This window comes from Sneathiella sp., from assembly GCF_036960985.1.
Lineage (GTDB): Bacteria > Pseudomonadota > Alphaproteobacteria > Sneathiellales > Sneathiellaceae > Sneathiella.
Genome location: NZ_JBALWD010000036.1, coordinates 1 through 17,204, shown reverse-complemented (window position 1 = coordinate 17,204; position 17,204 = coordinate 1). Strand labels below are relative to the sequence as shown.

The 17,204-nt window shown below is 47.1% G+C and carries 17 protein-coding genes; 4 read left to right on the top strand and 13 right to left on the bottom strand.

Going from position 1 to position 17,204, the window contains the following annotated elements; translation table 11 throughout:
- Window positions 1-5: 5 nt before the first annotated feature.
- On the bottom strand, window positions 6-1,295 hold the full coding sequence (locus tag V7723_RS16755; RefSeq protein ID WP_335685641.1) for a hypothetical protein: 1,290 nt from the start codon (window positions 1,293-1,295) through the stop codon (window positions 6-8).
- A 230-nt stretch (window positions 1,296-1,525) separates the two neighbouring features.
- Here V7723_RS16755 and V7723_RS16750 point away from each other — a divergent pair, with 230 nt between their 5' ends.
- Entirely contained in the window at window positions 1,526-1,918 is a 393-nt protein-coding gene (locus tag V7723_RS16750; protein WP_335685640.1) for a hypothetical protein, read from the top strand.
- An 83-nt stretch (window positions 1,919-2,001) separates the two neighbouring features.
- Window positions 2,002-2,241: a sulfurtransferase TusA family protein gene (locus tag V7723_RS16745; protein WP_335685639.1), complete on the top strand. Its 240-nt coding sequence runs from the start codon at window positions 2,002-2,004 to the stop codon at window positions 2,239-2,241.
- A 3-nt stretch (window positions 2,242-2,244) separates the two neighbouring features.
- On the opposite strand, the gene V7723_RS16740 is transcribed toward V7723_RS16745, so the two are convergent.
- The 4 genes from V7723_RS16740 to V7723_RS16725 all read right to left on the bottom strand — a co-directional run bounded on the left by V7723_RS16740 (window position 2,245) and on the right by V7723_RS16725 (window position 5,410).
- Window positions 2,245-3,435, bottom strand: a complete 1,191-nt coding sequence (locus V7723_RS16740) for a mechanosensitive ion channel family protein (protein WP_335685638.1) — start codon at window positions 3,433-3,435, stop codon at window positions 2,245-2,247.
- Window positions 3,436-3,545: 110 nt separating this feature from the next.
- Window positions 3,546-4,586 (bottom strand): threonine aldolase family protein, encoded by a 1,041-nt coding sequence (locus tag V7723_RS16735; protein WP_335685637.1) that lies wholly within the window; start codon window positions 4,584-4,586, stop codon window positions 3,546-3,548.
- Window positions 4,587-4,595: 9 nt separating this feature from the next.
- Window positions 4,596-5,036 carry a M67 family metallopeptidase gene (locus tag V7723_RS16730; RefSeq protein WP_335685636.1) on the bottom strand — a complete coding sequence of 147 codons (441 nt, stop codon included), beginning with the start codon at window positions 5,034-5,036 and terminating at the stop codon, window positions 4,596-4,598.
- Complete coding sequence (locus tag V7723_RS16725; RefSeq protein ID WP_335685635.1) at window positions 5,033-5,410, bottom strand: hypothetical protein; 378 nt, start codon at window positions 5,408-5,410, stop codon at window positions 5,033-5,035. Before V7723_RS16725 ends, V7723_RS16730 begins: the two co-directional genes overlap by 4 nt.
- Window positions 5,411-5,452: 42 nt before the next feature.
- Between V7723_RS16725 and V7723_RS16720 the strand changes: the two genes are divergently transcribed.
- Both V7723_RS16720 and rpoH read left to right on the top strand, forming a co-directional pair.
- Entirely contained in the window at window positions 5,453-6,424 is a 972-nt protein-coding gene (locus V7723_RS16720) for an RluA family pseudouridine synthase (protein ID WP_335685634.1), read from the top strand.
- A 114-nt stretch (window positions 6,425-6,538) separates the two neighbouring features.
- Window positions 6,539-7,417 (top strand): RNA polymerase sigma factor RpoH, encoded by an 879-nt coding sequence (rpoH, locus tag V7723_RS16715; protein ID WP_335685633.1) that lies wholly within the window; start codon window positions 6,539-6,541, stop codon window positions 7,415-7,417.
- Window positions 7,418-7,500: 83 nt separating this feature from the next.
- On the opposite strand, the gene V7723_RS16710 is transcribed toward rpoH, so the two are convergent.
- The 8 genes from V7723_RS16710 to V7723_RS16675 form a co-directional block, all read right to left on the bottom strand.
- Entirely contained in the window at window positions 7,501-7,860 is a 360-nt protein-coding gene (locus V7723_RS16710; RefSeq protein ID WP_335685632.1) for a putative quinol monooxygenase, read from the bottom strand.
- 93 nt (window positions 7,861-7,953) lie between these two features.
- Window positions 7,954-8,442: a hypothetical protein gene (locus V7723_RS16705; RefSeq protein ID WP_335685631.1), complete on the bottom strand. Its 489-nt coding sequence runs from the start codon at window positions 8,440-8,442 to the stop codon at window positions 7,954-7,956.
- 3 nt (window positions 8,443-8,445) lie between these two features.
- A complete protein-coding gene (locus V7723_RS16700) occupies window positions 8,446-10,494 on the bottom strand; it encodes a hypothetical protein (protein WP_335685630.1) in 2,049 nt (682 codons plus the stop codon).
- 80 nt (window positions 10,495-10,574) lie between these two features.
- A complete protein-coding gene (locus V7723_RS16695) occupies window positions 10,575-11,750 on the bottom strand; it encodes a YbfB/YjiJ family MFS transporter (RefSeq protein ID WP_335685629.1) in 1,176 nt (391 codons plus the stop codon).
- A gap of 59 nt (window positions 11,751-11,809) precedes the next feature.
- Window positions 11,810-13,102: an adenylosuccinate synthase gene (locus V7723_RS16690; protein WP_335685628.1), complete on the bottom strand. Its 1,293-nt coding sequence runs from the start codon at window positions 13,100-13,102 to the stop codon at window positions 11,810-11,812.
- A gap of 28 nt (window positions 13,103-13,130) precedes the next feature.
- Window positions 13,131-14,270: an ATP phosphoribosyltransferase regulatory subunit gene (locus V7723_RS16685; protein ID WP_335685627.1), complete on the bottom strand. Its 1,140-nt coding sequence runs from the start codon at window positions 14,268-14,270 to the stop codon at window positions 13,131-13,133.
- Window positions 14,271-14,388: 118 nt separating this feature from the next.
- Complete coding sequence (serA, locus tag V7723_RS16680; protein WP_335685626.1) at window positions 14,389-15,966, bottom strand: phosphoglycerate dehydrogenase; 1,578 nt, start codon at window positions 15,964-15,966, stop codon at window positions 14,389-14,391.
- A gap of 24 nt (window positions 15,967-15,990) precedes the next feature.
- Complete coding sequence (locus V7723_RS16675) at window positions 15,991-17,160, bottom strand: phosphoserine transaminase (protein ID WP_335685625.1); 1,170 nt, start codon at window positions 17,158-17,160, stop codon at window positions 15,991-15,993.
- Window positions 17,161-17,204 lie beyond the last annotated feature (44 nt).

Here is a 17,204-nt window from a genome sequence, read left to right as displayed (position 1 = left end):
CATTGCTAAGCCGACAACGAAAAGGGTTTTGAAGGCTCTTCTTGTACGTTTCCGAAAATCGGACCGCTAACGTAATCGACACTCATAGTGAAGGCCGCACGCGCCAATTCATCGCTAGCGATTGATCGCCAGATACATTTTTTACCGCTCAATTTAACAAGCTTGAACAAGTTTTCGATTTGCTTTGTTTCCGAAATGTCATGTCCCGAAACAGAGAGAGCGTGAATAGGTAGGCCTTTTATCGCCTCAAACTCTGACCATTCCGGATTAACTTCAAATGTAAAGCCAAGGACCATAGAGCGAAGAGACGTAAATATTTGCCTGTACCGACTGTTTGGTGTCCCTGTGACTGTCCCTTGAACATTTAGCAAAAGATGGCGACAGGTATAGTCGGGAAGTGATGACAGAATACGGGCATATTTTCCACGCCAGAACGAATCCGCCAGAGTTTCTGAATGCACCGACAGAAGAATAGTCGGTTTGTTGCCAATATCGCCCAAATGCTCGAGCGTTTTGCCGGCTTCACGGAGTACGAGGAAATCCAGCTCTGCGCGCAATGCTGGCGTTCCCGTATAAACCGGATCGTGAGATGTGATGGCTACATTTTTTCCATCGATTTCATGAAAAACAACGGCTTCATTCATCGCGACAAAGTTTTTCCGGCGATTAATTAATGGACGAAATCGAACATTAATTAGGGGCTTCCTTTGCCTAAATTCCTTCGTCTGTTTATCTTGGGTTTTATCTATAGCTGTACGAAAACATCGAATGAGGTCATCCAAATCTTTTATTCGCTCCAGCCCGTCAAAGTCCTCAATTTCGAGCATCGCGGCTTCTACAGAAATGAGATCTCCACCGGGCAGTTCTCCGAACAGTTTGCTGACGAGTTCCGATGCAATCAACGTCGATTTTTCCAATGCCTCATCGCGGTTGATACCGGCAAATAGTAAGGCAAATCTGCCATCATCGAGTGGAACAAAAACATCACTTTTACCTAGTTTGCGGCTCAAAAAAGCTTCCGTAATCTTTCGAACGCTCTTAGCAATGCTACCCCACTGATCCGCATACTGGGCTTTTACGTCGTCAAGGCCGATAATCTGGATGCTTCCGGTGATTAGGTTTTCAAGAGCTTCACGGTAGGTTCGACCAAACGGTTTCAGGAAATATGCTGCTTCACCAATCTCGTGATTCTGCAAAGGTCCGCCGGCGGAAGACGCTGGTCTATATTCGATATCCCTGCCCTGATCAAAGTAATCCGGACTAATAGCGGACGGTGACTGAGGAGTTTTTGGCATATGCCCAAAATCCAAAAAAATTAATCATAAAAAGGCCGACAATGACCTGCCTTCCTCTAAATTTAGCCAAAAAAAATGTAAATTTGGTTAATGATAAGGAAGGAATTTCACATATTTTCACGAAAATAAAAGCTTCGTACCCCTCAGTCTTTTGGGGCAAGTAAACCCCAGATTAACCGTTTATTGCGAAACTAATGCAAGTAGACGAGTGAATTTTGGGAGCTAATGGCATGTCAAAAGATAAAAATGCACTGGCTGAGGATCTAAAAAGGTCGCCCGAAGGGTCATCGAAGGAAATTCACATACGCCCTTTCACAAGCAGGTTATCGGCAGAGCTGACTTCAGAATTTGAAACCAGAAATGGCACCGGTAGCTGGTGTGGATATGCTATGCTCGATACTGTTCCTGAGGCTTTAACTTGCTGTATCGAAACACCTGTCGAAGATCGAGGCAATCCACTTTGCACAGTAATGTTTCTAAAAGGATCTGATGAGCAGAATTACCTGTTTCAGTCAGGTGACCATGGATTTATTTTGCTGGGTCGAGACTTACGCATTTTACATAACGGCCCGTCTTTGAGTGACGCGCTGGATATGGTTCAAATTCAGCGCTATAGAAATTAGGTGTTGTCAGACCTATTGCGCGAACCGCGCCGGACGGTTAAGTTTCAAAAATCGTTGCATAATTTTATCTTCTGGAACTTAACGTGCCTGATACCATTTTACGACTGGATACATCCGGTCTCAATTGCCCCTTACCCGTCCTGAAGGCCAAAAAGGCAATAAAATCGTTGGCACCGGGCGACCTCATTATTGTGCTGGCGACGGATCCAGCGTCGAGTATTGATTTTCAACATTATTGCCATGTAAGTGGCAATATTCTTGAAAAGTATAGTGAAGAAAATGGTGTTTTCGAATATCTGATCCGCAAAGCCCTCAAAGATTAAATCTTATTGTCCATGTTCTTCAAATAGAGATCCTTCTCCATCATCTTTATGTCCCTTTTTAAAATCTGGCGGTGGCTCAAATGCTTCAGGCTCATCAGCTCCTTCGCCTTTGTAAATAGAGATTGAAGGAAAGGCAAATCCAGTACCTGCTCCTTCTACAATGCCTTTAATGGCATAGGCAAAATCTTGTTTTATATCGAGCCAATCCCCCCAGTTAGTGGTCTTGGTAAAGCAGTAAATCATGATATCAATACTGCTGGCATTGAAGCTATCGGTGACGACAAACATTGTCGCTTCGTTAGGTTGCGCAAAATCTGCATTTCCCATTAGATAGTCTCGTATTTGCTCCGTTATGACCTGCATTTGTGCGACAGAGGTTGAATATTCGACCCCAATTTTCCAATAAATCCTTCGATGGGTCATTTCGGAAAAGTTGGTAACAGCGCGATCCGCAAATGTAGCATTTGGGACAATTGTCGGGGCCCGATCAAAGCGCCGTATCATGGTCGAGCGGAATCCAATTTTCTCCACTGTTCCCTCGACAACGCCATCTACTTTTACCCAGTCGCCCGCTTTAAAGCGTTTTTCAGCCAATATCAAAAACCCACTAATCAGATTCTTGAACAAATCCTGCGCCCCCAAAGCAACAGCCACGCCAACAATACCTAAACCCGCAATAATTGGCCCAACTTCGATACCCCAGAGCTCGAGAACAGTCGCCGCACCAATGCCTGCAACAATGCCTTTCATAATTTTCACAAGGAAGCTGACCATTTCCGTGGAAAAAATTTCTTCAAGACGCCCCAAAAGGAACGTCAACGGCGTAATAGCGCAGTACAAGGCCCAGAAAAGATTAAAAACGATGAGGGATCGGACAATTTTACTGGAGGCAATTGCCAAAGTTTCACCATCCTGAATATTTGCCACTTCAAACGCAAAATAGACGCCAACGACAACAGGAATGAATCGTATCGGACCATTCATGGCCACGATTACTTTATCATCCAATTTATTTTCTGTCTTCGCCGCCATTTTAGCCAGTCGATTAACGACAAATCTCGTAAAAACTCCACGAACTAACAGCGCAAAAGCAAGAATCAGCAAGATGGTTACGATGACACTAAAATTGATCCCCATGTAACCACTTTGCCAAACGTCTTTAACAAGATCCCAAAAATTTTGAATACTCTGCATTACAGCCTTATCCTGAAAAACTCAATTTCCACAATTCACGCCCCTCAATACCCTTAGATACATCGGGAATCAAACTTTGCCGTCACCTTCGACTTTTTCCTACAAACCCATTAACCGATTAGGGCTAATACTGCATCAACTTCTTCTGCTGTAGTGTTCCAGGATGCGACAAGACGGATGGTCGACGCCTCTTTCGGACCTTCGGGATAAAACAGAACATTTGATTTTTCCAGGTTAGTCATCGCTTCACTAGAAACTTTCGTAAAAACCATATTTGCTTCAACGGGATACATTAAGTTTGCGTTTTTACTTAAAGTTATTCCAGTTGCAAGTCGGCTCGCCATTTCATTGGCGTGGCGCGCAAATTCTAGCCATAAACCGTCCGTAAAATAAGCGTCCAATTGTGCCGACAAATATCTCATTTTGGAGAATAAATGCGCACCGCGTTTACGACGAAATTCAAATTCTTGTGCTTTCTCCTTATTAAAGAAGACAACAGCTTCAACGGCCATCGCACCGTTCTTCGTTGCCCCCAACGAGAGAACATCAACCCCCGCCTTTACCGTCGTATCTGCCGGCGCGCAACCAAGGCTAACCACAGCGTTCGCAAATCGCGCGCCATCCATGTGCACCCCAAGCCCGTGGGCTTTTGCTGTTTCACTTATAGCAAAGACTTCATCCGCGGTGTAGACAGTGCCGCATTCCGTCGTTTGTGTCAGGCTGACCGCAGCAGGCTGAACATGATGTACATTTCCGGCGCCAGATTGGGAAAGAACCTTGTCCAATTCCTTCGCGTCCAGTTTTCCGTTTTTGCCATCTTGCAACGTAATTTTGGCGCCGCCTGTGTAAAATTCCGGCGCTCCGCATTCATCAATCTCGATATGCCCCAAACGATGTGCGTAGATGGATCCATAAGGCGGTACTAAAACACTCAGGCCCAGCACATTGGCGGCGGTCCCCGTCGCGACTGGAAATGCGCGTAAATCACACTCGAATATTTCTTTGAGGCGTATCTCGAAGCTCGCGGTTACAGCATCATTGCCATACCCAAGTGCGGGGCCTTGATTGACCGCTGCAAGTGCTGCCATTATTTCTGGCGCAACGGGCGCGGAGTTATCGCTGGCAAAATTTATAAGATGATTATTGTTCATATAAGTAAATTAGTCTCCATTAACATCACATGTTGACAGCAACGTTAGTTGATTAATATTGTGATCATCGGCAATAGCAAATGCACATAATTCGTCGACTTTACCTGATAATGTACTAGCAATCAGCCAAAACAAATTTGGTTCTCGTATATTGTTTTTATCTGTTTCAGATAATGTCGCTTTTCCCTCTGGATGAGAATGGAAAACTCCAATAATTTCATCCCTTTCGAAGAGGTTTTTCATTTCCAACCTAATCCGTAATGCAGGATCAATTTCAAAAAATTGGGATGGATTTTTGGCAATGTTTCTCGCGGGTTCGACAAAATTTACGATCCAATGCTGATTTCCCTTATGCCGACCAACCAACAGCGCACAAGCTTCTTCCGGCCAACATGCTTTCGTATGTTTTTTTAAACAGTCAAGATCAGTTGAACGGATTTCAATTGTCATTGAATTCCGTCTTTTTCAAGGTTAAGTGCGCCCACAACTTCCCCGGTTGCTACATTTACAACTAAAATGAGGCGGGCCGCCCCTTCGGTGCCTAGCATAACAAATAGACGGCTTTCCGAGGCGGTCAGACTAATAACATCCATATCGTCGGGAATAGGTATCCGTTTGTCCCCAAAGGCTGCAAAAGATTTTCCAACTATTGGCTGGGCAGTAGTACTCGTCACCATTTCTGTAGTATCAGTTGCCGTCATGCGCTTATATATGGTAACCGCTATTACGACGACGAAAAGAATGATGAGAAACCCAAGGACACCAACGATCCATTTCAAGAGAGTCAGATTGGGTCGGGGTTCTTGTTCCATTTGTTCTGACATCTGGTCGCCTCATATTTTAACAATTTAGTCTGGTACATTGATATGCCATCACCTGAGGGGACACATCAAGTCGAAGTTTCAGAAGCAGCGGCCGGAAAACGACTGGACCGCTTTCTAACTGATGCCATAGGCACGCTTTCGCGCAACCGAATCCATCCCCTCATTAAAACAGGTCTTGTGCTTCGTGAGGGAAAAGCAATTACCGATACAGCACGCCGCGTTCGCGCCGGCGAAATATATCATCTTACTATTCCACCGGCAACCGAACCGGATCCGGAACCTGAAGACATACCGCTGGATATCGTGTTTGAAGACAAATATCTGATTGTTGTCAATAAGCCTGCTCCCATGGTCGTCCATCCAGCTGCCGGAAATTGGACCGGTACTTTGGTCAATGCCCTTTTGCATCACTGCGGCGACAGCCTTTCGGGTATTGGCGGTGTCAAACGGCCTGGTATTGTGCACCGTATTGACAAGGATACCAGCGGTTTACTGGTTGTTGCCAAAACTGATGCCGCGCATCGAGGTCTGGCTGCTTTATTCGAATCCCATGACATCGAGCGCATGTATAAAGCTGTCGTCTGGGGGCGGGTTTATCCGGCGAGCGGAAATATCGACAAAAACGTTGGTCGGGATCCCAACAACCGCAAACGCATGACAACGCTGGTAGCTGGCGGAAAAACCGCTTTTACTCATTATGAGTTGGAAGAAAATTACAACGACCTTGCTTGTCTTATGCAATGCCGCCTGAAAACAGGCCGTACACATCAGATCAGGGTCCATATGACCCACATTGGCTATCCACTTGTCGGGGATCCTGTTTATACACGGCCGAAACTGAGCAGAACCAAATCTCTCCCAGAATCCAGGCAAACTACTATTAGGAAATTTCCACGGCAGGCTTTGCATGCCCAAACCCTTGGTTTTGTGCATCCCGTCACAGACAAACCCTTGAAATTTGAGGCAGAATTACCAAATGATATGAAGAGATTGATCACAGCCTTAAAAGGTTGATGAGAATAATAAAACAATCTCCGATTAGACAGGAAGAGTAATTTTTGGGCAGATTTTTCATGCGTCGAGAACGGTGGGAAATTAAGCGCCAATTCTAAAGAGAGGGTCCTAGTCATGAGTGCTACATCTTTACCAGTCTTAACCCCAGAAGGCGGTTTATCCCGCTATTTACAAGAAATTCGCAAATTTCCCATGTTGGAAGCCAGTGAAGAATATATGCTGGCAAAAGCCTGGAAGGATCGTGAGGATACAGATGCTGCCCATCAAATGGTGACAAGTCATCTTCGTCTCGTTGCAAAAATTGCCATGGGTTACCGTGGTTACGGATTACCTGTCGCCGAGCTTATCTCAGAAGGCAATGTCGGCATGATGCAGGCCGTCAAACGGTTTGAGCCGGAAAAAGGGTTCAGGCTTTCGACTTATGCTATGTGGTGGATCCGAGCTGCTATCCAGGAATATATTTTACGCACCTGGTCTCTGGTCAAAATGGGAACGACCGCAGCTCAGAAAAAACTATTTTTTAATCTCCGTAAGATCAAGGGTCAAATTGAAGCCATTGATGAAGGGGATATGACCGCCGCGCAGGTTAAAACAATTTCAACGAAGCTTAGTGTCTCCGAAGAAGAAGTCATCAATATGAACCGCCGTCTTACGGCACCGGATCACAGCTTGAACGCTCCTATGCGCGCTGAAAGTGAAGGTGAATGGATGGATTGGCTGGAGGACGATACCCCCAACCAGGAAACGATATTTGCTGATAACGAGGAGTTACAAAGCCGACGTGTCATGCTCGGGCAGGCAATGGAATGCCTCAATGAAAGGGAACAGCATATTCTGACGGAGCGACGTCTCAAAGACGAACCCCAGACGTTAGAAGAGCTGAGTCAGCATTATAAAATAAGTCGCGAACGCGTCCGCCAGATTGAGGTCAGAGCTTTTGAAAAACTGCAGCGTGCCATGAAAGCAAAAGTGATGGAAGAACGCCTGAACTAAACTGGATTTGGTTCAGCAACTTAGATCGTTATAAAAAGACGCTGAAAAGTTATCAGCGTCTTTTTATTTGAATACTTTTCGATTTATCGGGTAAATCCACCTATTGACGACATTTCTACTGGGCCCATAGGTCCCAACGCAGCCATAACATCTGGAGTTGGAGAGCCGTAAAGCGTGAATTTTTTCGGAGTAAAAACTTTCATGAATGTACCCGCGAATTTGCTACCGAAATTTCCCATATGAACTAACGTAGCTGCTGAATTTTTGTATCTTTCAAAAATGTGGCAGGTTTTTTCATCGGCCGTTAGAGACCATTGATAGTCCAGCGCACCGGGCTCGTCCTGCGACGTTGCCGCGACCATATCCGCCATCAACGCTTTCATATTCGCCATCTGGCCTTCATTTACATCAAGTTCGAGTATCCAATATACGTGATCTGTCATGGTATCTTTCTTCCGCAGTAAAATAGGGTGCCAAGAGTATGGAGCTCCGCGTGGAAAGAATCCAGTTTTTATGGCCGAAATCGCAGAATATCACTAATTTTGGTTTGTCGCAGAGATTGCGTCCGTCCCAACTTGCGTGCCCCACTCTTCCACGAGTTTTCGTCTTTGCTTAAGAAGCTTACGAACAGATGATTTAGCTTGCACATCATAAATTGCATAGACACAGACAGGAACGCTCCATGTCAGGAACATCGCGATACCGGCACCACCAAACATTGCCAACCACATATATACGTCAGCTAATAGGGTAAACGCCTGATGAAAGCTACCACCGCGTTGCCACAAGATACCTAGAACAGGAATAACGCCGGAGAGGTTCAAGGCAATCATTGCCGGTAAGTTTCCGGTTCCTCGTTTCGTATTTAGCAATGCTGCCACAATGCTCGGGATCATGCCTGACAAGAGCACCAACATGGTAGGCGGAAAGAAAACCGCACCTAGTGCGACAAAAATCGAAATCCAAAATACCGGTTTACGATGCGTCCCCGTTTGCTTCTGTTGCTGTGGTTTATTCTTCGCCATGTACTATCCCATAAAATGAAGGGCAGATAAGCCCATACTGGTGAGAAGTGCTGTTATTGACAAGACGGATGCGATCCAATTACCGTAACGCGACGCCGCCGCTTTTCGCTCTTCGGTGGCCGCCTCCAACCTTACAGCTAACTGCTCAATACCGGTAAAATTTGATCTCGCCTGATGGAATTCTTTCTCGTCTTTTCTGATATGCCGCCGGATATCTGTCGCGAGCAAAATTGTTTCCAGATTTCCGCTTGTTCGAGCATCCTCAAACCGTTTCATAACGAACTCCCGTCGGAGCTCTGATTTTAAGTTGGCAATCAAGGGTTTCAACAGGGAATCAGCCCATAAGCAAAATCCTGGTAACGGTCCAGGGTGATAAATTTTTTGTAGCTGCCCAAACATATTGAGCAGGCCCGCAGAATGCTCAACACTGCCTGGATTTCCAAGGCCCATCTGTCGAAAACTCCTTCCCTGCCCAGATGCTTTTACAGCAATAAGGGCTGCACAATGCCTATCGAACGGGTTTATCTGGTTTCCCGGTGTCGTGAGTTTCTTCTCCACGACTTTCATAAATCGTGCCATTGTGCTGACATGGCTACCAATCAAGCTCGGGCTTAAACACGGCGCCGTAGGGTTAAGTTCGTACAGACATCGCTCAAGCCCAAAACCAAATCGATCCTTATTTTTCATGTGCTCGAGACAGTCAGATACCTTAGATAATAGTAACGCGCCTTTGGCGCGCGACCCCTCCCCGCCAACATCATTGTCCATAAGGGTCGTTAGAATGCCGCTTTCAAGTAATTCACCTAATGATGCTTTCATCGCTGTATCATCATTTTGAAAAGCATAGGCCAGAAGACTTGGCAATCCGTCTTTTGCGAATGCTAGTTCACGGTATCTAATGGCACCCATTGGTGACAATAAATTGCATACCTGCGCGGACGCCGTCAATTTTGACAGTTGCGCACCCTGAGACCTGCCGCGGGTTGTCATTTGAATAGACGCTAAATTGTCAGCAGTATCATTATCCCGTAGAGAATTTTTAACCCAGGTTGCAAGCTTTCCACTTTTGAGAAGTTCACAAGCTTCTTCGGGAACGCCCGCTAACGCGTTTGCAAGAAGCTTCGGAGAATCGTACTCTTGCCCAGAGACGTATAAAGCTCCCAAGGCTTGGCGGTCGCCTGTTCCCATTTGAGCCCGGTCATGCGCAATGTCGCGCCATTTGCTGAGTAACTCAATATCCCAGCGACGCGCAGGATCATCATGGAGTAGCCCTTTCAGTAATAACTGCATCCTTGAAGACAAAGTTAAATCTGAAGTTAATAAGGAATAGCTGCCCTGATCAAGTTTCGACACAAATATCTGCTCGGCCGTCATCTCCTCTGCGGGTAATCGGCCTAAGAGCAAATGGACAATTAAAACACCCATGGCATAAACATCAGTGCCGATATCTCCGACACCGCGACCATAAGCATGCGCATTTGCGCTTTCAACAGGCTCATAGACATCATTTTGATCAGATCCGGCTGGCGTGGATATACTTTCGCCTAGTACGATTTTTGTTCGCTCCGCATCCTCGTAGAAAAGGTTGTCCACTCTTATCCCACGATGGGGAATATTCAGCTTTTCAAGCGCTGTTAATATTTCAATTAACCGAGGAACAATTTTATTCAGGACAATCTGCTCACCGAACGGCCCATCAGCTCGATTGAAAATCAAACCTCCGTCCGGCATCCTAAAGATGAATACGTACCGAATGTCCATTTCCCCGAACCGAACTGGCCCATGCGCGAGCAAATCACTAATGCCCGGGATATGGCTTGCCATCATCGCTTCGGCGAGATCCAGGCGATAAGGAACAAACGGGTTCGAAATCATGGCAAAAAACTCTACATCCGGGTTTTTTGCGTCGATAACTTTGTACGCCTGATTTTGCCCTTTATCTAGGAAGCTCAAGCGGGCAGACAAGTCGATCAGATAACGCCCATCCAGTTGCGCGCCTGTCTCGATAGGAGCACTGTCTTGCGGTTCTATAATTTCTTCAGCTAACGACATTGCAGGGTGCTTACGTTCAAAGTTTCAATTTCGAACAACAGGATGGCAAATTTACCTTAAAATGGCGTTAATTTGAAGGCTTATGGTTTCGCCGCTGACGAGTCTTTTTCTTTAATGAACACAACCAGGAATGCCGCAATTATTAATCCAATTGCGGCAACGAGCGACGGCACCATAAAGCTTCCGTAAATCTCATGAGCAAAACCCGCGAAAGTCGGACCAATCATTTGGCCCAGCCCAAAGGCGATGGACATAATTGCCATAATCTGCCGAGGGTAATCCGGAAGCAGTTCGCGAGCGTTGACCAATCCCAAAGCAGTCAAACCCATGAAAGTTGCACCTAACAGCGCGGATGCCACCAAAAACGACACTTCACCATGTCCCAAAACGCTTACCGCAACACCTATAGCCAGGGCTATGCAGGCTATCGCGTAGGTGTAAGAGCTCCCAATCTTCACACCTAACCATGTCCAGAATGCAACGGAAGGAATAGCGGCGATTCCTACGACAAGCCAAACAATGGATTGCATCCACTGCAATTCTGGGACTTGTTTTACTAAAACTGAAATAAAGGTTGCAGTTATAATATAGCCAAACCCGAGCAAAAAATATGCAACGATTAACGCCTTCAAAGGTCTACTAAATACAGGTTTACCAGAAACTTGCTGGCGCACATCTTGTGGTGGTGGAGACGGAATAAGAAAATACACTGGTATGACGAGTACAAGTGAAATTGCCCCGCTCCATATCCACATCCCCTGCCATCCTACTCCTGCTTTGGCCAGAACAGATATCAATATTGCCGATGCGGCAATACCCATTCCGACACCAGCAAAATGGACAGCGGAAAGCCCAGAATGCCCTCTGGCAGCCAATCTAGTCAGTACAAGTGCAGAGCCGAAAATCATAACGAAGGAAGTTGCACAACCACCAACAACCCTCAAAACCAGCAATAAATCAAAGGAAGTTGTCCAACCCATTGCCATCGTAGTAACAGCACAAATCAATAACGACGACAGCAGCCAGTTGCGGACACTGCCAGGCAAGCTACCTTTGGCGGCAAAAACGGCGCCTACTAAATATCCTAGAAAATTAGCCGATGCGATAAGGCCAGCTTGCGTTTTTGTTATCCCCAATTCTGCTTCCATATATGGCAGAATTGGTGTGTAAACAAATCGCGCCAAAGCTAGACCTACCATCAATGCGATAAATCCCCCTAGAGCAACTTGTAATAAATCTTTTGGTGGCATTTTCATTATTTAAAATAACATGCCGATCCAGAACGGCGAATAAAAAATATGGATAATTTTCAACTTCAATCGTCGAACGGATCTCGAACCAGGATTGTATCTTCCCTCTCCGGACTGGTGGATACAAGGGAAATAGGTGCTTCGATGAGCTCTTCAATATGACGAATGTATTTGACAGCTTCCGCTGGCAAGTCAGCCCAACTCCGCGCACCGTAAGTACTGGCGCTCCAACCATCCAGTGTTTCGTAGATCGGTACCACGGCGGCTTGATCCGCCATATTCGACGGGAAATAGTCCAACTTTTGGCCCCGAAGATCATACCCGACACAGACTTTCAGCTCGTCCATCCCGTCAAGAACGTCAAGCTTGGTCAGCGCAATTCCTGTGATTCCGCCTGTTTTGACAGCCTGTCGCACCATAACCGCATCAAACCAACCACATCGGCGCTTACGTCCTGTTACAACACCAAATTCTCGCCCACGTTCACCTAGACCAACACCAACTTCATCAAAAAGTTCTGTTGGAAACGGCCCCTCACCCACACGCGTGGTATAAGCCTTGGTTATTCCCAGCACATAGCCAATTGATCCAGGGCCAACGCCGCTCCCCACTGCGGCCTGACCTGCCAGCGTATTAGAAGAGGTTACGAATGGATAGGTTCCGTGATCATTATCCAGCATGCTGCCTTGCGCACCTTCAAACAAAATACGCTTGCGCTGTTTTTTAGCTTCATCTAACCGACGCCAAACGATATCGACATATTCCAGTACGAGCGGTGCAATCTCGATAAGTTGCGCGAGCAATTCATTGCCATCTACCAACGGGGCACCTAGTCCTTTGCGCAATGCATTGTGATGGCTCAGCAGAACGTCAATCTTGCGTGCAAGCAAATCTTCATCCGTTAGATCACAAACGCGAATTGCCCGCCGCGCTGTTTTATCTTCATAGGCCGGACCAATACCACGGCGGGTTGTTCCGATTTTCACTGCGGCAGATGCATCTTCTCGCAGCGCATCAAGTTCGCCGTGCAAGGGTAGTATCAATGTTGCATTCTCCGCGATCTTCAATGTAGTCCGGTCAATGACCACACCTTGTGCGCGGACTGTCTCAATTTCCTTAGCCAGCGCCCAGGGATCGACAACTACACCATTTCCGATAACGGATATTTTACCGCCCCGAACAATGCCGGAGGGAAGCAAGCTGAGCTTATACACTTTGCCATCAACAACCAGTGTGTGTCCGGCATTGTGTCCTCCTTGAAAGCGAACGACCACATCAGCCCGTTCTGAAAGCCAGTCAACGATCTTGCCTTTACCCTCGTCGCCCCACTGAGAGCCCACTACTGCTACGTTCGCCATTATCTTCTGTCCTCAAAAACGTCGTCTGTTAGGAAATTTTCTGAATGCCCTCGGCATGATATATATGGCTGCAATGCAACCGCTGTGCTTCTTCACTGATGTTTGTTTCCACAGAAAGGCCGGCGATCGTTTTCCAGCCCTCTTCCCGAAGCGTTTTGCCTTGCCTTAATTCCGTTCCGAACGGAAGGTAGATCCGATCGCTTGTTGTGTCGCGTGACACGGCGCGCATCAAACTGTCCAAGAACAATGTGAACCCGGATGCCGGTTCCCCGTCCATCAACTGATAACGTCCGCCACGGCCCAACTCACCGCGAACATTTCGAGCGAAGACGGTAAAGCTCAAACCAGTCTGGTACTCAAATCCGCGATACTCACCAGGGTCGATGGTCAGCTGCAAGTCCGGTGCGGCGACAGCAAGAAACGAAACAAGTTGTTTTAAATCCTCAATCTGTTTCGCAGCTTTTTCTGGTAGATTTACCGAAGCGAGTGATTCCAAGGCTTGCGGCACCGGTCCAGCAGCTTTGAGCAATGCTGTCAAAATCGACGATAGTTCTGGATCATATTTTGCGAGTTTCGCCGCATCCTTATGGTCCAGAGATTCTCTCGCATCTTTGGCAATTTCAGGGTCAATATCTAATTCTTTACATATAGTTGGAACAAGATTTGGAAGCGTTAAGTCAAGTGTGAAATCACTAATTTCTAGAGCAACCAAAGCTTCTCTTACCAAAAGAATCAATTCAGCATCAGCAGTCGTCTCGGTACTACCGATCAGCTCTACACCAGCCTGGGCGAATTGTCGTTCGGGGCGCAGCTGGCTTCCATAAACACGAAGGACCTGTCCTGCATATGACAACCTTAGAGGTCGTGGATCCTGTTTCATGCGGGTCGTGGCAATGCGTGCAACCTGCAAAGTCATATCCGTCCGAATTCCCATCATTCGATGTGAAACCGGATCCATTACACGGAACATCTTGGAGGCCAACGCCGCACCAGACCCTTCCAGCAAATGTTCTTCGAATTCTATGAGGGGAGGCTTAACTTGCAGATAGCCATTAGCACCAAAAACCCGCATGAGGGTTTCGCTGATTGCCGATTCTTGTCTAGCGGCGGGAGGCAACATATCGGCCAGTCCGGCCGGTAGCAGACCTTTTTCAGAATAGTCATTCATTACGTGGGCCTATAAAGCATATTTCGTTGCCCGCGCCAACTGGAACAGCAAAAAAGCGACACTTTTTAGGTGTCGCTTTTCTGATTTGGGCAAAAGCTTGTATTTTTTAGGACGAAGACTAGAACTTTAGCGCTTTAACCTGTGTCACCTGTGGTAATTTACAGACCATATCCATCGTATCTTTCGATAATTCCGAATCTATCTCAATCAAGGCGATCGCTTCGCCTTTCTTTTGATCTCGACCTAAATGGAATGTCGCAATATTCACCTCGGCATTACCGAGAATAGATCCCATTGCACCGATGAAACCAGGTTTGTCCTGATTGGTTATATAAAGCATGTGCGGTCCAAGCTCAGCTTCCATATTTATCCCCTTGATACTGACTATTCGCGGACGATCATCTCCAAACAATGTACCGGCAATATCCCGGGTCTGGTTCTCAGTGGTAATACAAAGACGGATAAGGGTCTGATAGTCATCTTCACGATCGTTGATGCTTTCAGTAACATCAATGCCCCGTTCTTTGGCGACAAGTGGCGCATTGACCATATTGACGCTTTCAAGCAGCGGGCCGAGTAATCCCTGGAGAATAATCGATGTAAGGGGCTTGATGTTCAGGCTTGCCGCCTGCCCCTCATAATCAATACGCACACTTTTTATGCCGGTTTCCGTTACCTGGCCGGCGAAGCTGCCCAGTTGTGTCGCCAAATCCATATAAGGCTTCAGCTTAGGTGCTTCCTCGGCAGAAACCGATGGCATATTCAACGCATTGGTGACGGACCCCAGCAGTAGGTAATCGGACATCTGCTCCGCCACTTGAATGGCGACATTGACTTGAGCTTCATCCGTTGACGCACCTAGATGCGGTGTGGTCACAACGTTATCCAGGCCAAAAAGGATATTCTCGGTCGCTGGTTCCTTGACATACACATCGACAGCAGCACCGGCGACATGACCGCTTTCAAGGGCGGCTTTCAGATCTTCCTCAACAACAAGGCCTCCGCGAGCGCAGTTAATAATGCGCACACCTGATTTCATTTTCGCAATATTCTGGGCATTGACGATATTTCGTGTGCTATCCGTGATTGGCGTATGCAGCGAAATATAATCGGCCCGTGCGAAAAGCTCATCCAATTCAAGCTTCTCAACACCTAATTCTACTGCGCGTTCTGGTGACAGGAATGGATCATAGGCGACAACCTTCATTTTTAGACCAATAGCACGATCGGCAACAATAGAGCCAATGTTGCCGCAGCCGACAACACCTAGTACTTTTCCATAGAGCTCAACGCCCATAAATTTGGATTTTTCCCACTTTCCATCTTGTGTCGACTTATTGGCCGCTGGAATATGCCGGGACAACGAAAACATCATCGCTATCGCGTGTTCTGCAGTGGTAATGGCATTTCCGTGCGGTGTGTTCATAACGCAGATACCTGCCGCTGTTGCTGCCGGAATATCCACATTATCAACGCCAATACCGGCCCGACCAATTACTTTCAAATTCGTAGCTGATGCAATAATATTTGCAGTCGCCTTAGTCGCCGACCTGACCGCGAGACCGTCATACTCACCGATGCAGGCTTTTAGTTCTTCCGGTGTCATACCCGGTTTTTCGTCGACTTCCACACCACGGTCCCGGAAAATTTCCGCCGCACGCGGGCTCATCTTGTCAGAGATTAATACTTTGACCATTTTTCTATTCCTCAAGGTTGGGAACTAAATTTTATATGTTGATTTTAGTGTCGCGTAGGCCCAGTCGAGCCAGGGCATCAATGCTTTCAAATCTGACGCCTCAATCGTCGAGCCGGCCCAGATCCGCAGACCAGCCGGTGCATCTCGATGAGATCCGATATCCAGGGCAATTCCCTCATCGGCTAAAATCGACACCAGTTTTTTCGCAGCTTTCGGCTGTTCATCTTTCGGAAGTTTTACAAACCAGTCAGAGGTAATTTTAAGACAGATCGATGTTGTGCTGCGACAAGTCGGATCAAGCGCGACATAATCCGCCCAATCTGACGTAGCAATCCAGGAGTCTATCACGCCAGCGTTGGCATTTGCGCGCGCGATCATACCTTTGCCTCCGCCAATACTTTCGGCCCAGTTTAAGGCATCCAGGACATCTTCGACCGCCAGCATTGATGGCGTATTGATGGTTTCACCAACAAATATGCCGTCGATAAGTTTTCCGCCTTTTGTCATGCGAAAGATTTTTGGCAATGGCCAGGACGGTGTGTAGCTTTCCAGGCGCTCGACAGCGCGCGGGCTAAGGACCAACATGCCGTGAGCGGCCTCACCCCCCAAAACCTTCTGCCAAGACCAGGTAACAACATCCAGCTTGTCCCATGGAAGTTCCATGGCAAAAACAGCTGAAGTGGCGTCACAGATGGCCAGGCCTTCACGATCACTGTCGATCCAGTCACCGTTCGGCGCGCACACACCAGAAGTGGTTCCGTTCCAGGTGAAGACAACGTCCTTCTTCCAGTCAACTGCGGACAAATCGGGAATATCGCCATAGTCAGATGTCGTCACTTCCGCATTTTGAAGCTTGAGTTGTTTGACAACATCGGTTGCCCATCCAGCGCCAAAACTCTCCCATGCGAGCATATTGACGGGGCGAGCACCCAGTAGCGACCAAAGTGCCATTTCGACGGCGCCGGTGTCGGATCCGGGCACAATACCGATTTTATAGTCATCGGGAATGCCGAGAATTGATCGATGTTGATCTATGACCGCTTTTAGCCTGGTTTTACCTTCAGCGGATCGATGAGATCGGCCCAGGCTGGCATTTTCGAGATTTTTAAGAGACCATCCGGGATGCTTGGCGCAAGGGCCGGATGAAAATAAAGGAGAGTTTGTACGTATCTCCGGACGCAGTTCTTCTGTCATGATAAACTAAACCTTCCAGTCTAGAGCATCCCGGTGGGGGGATG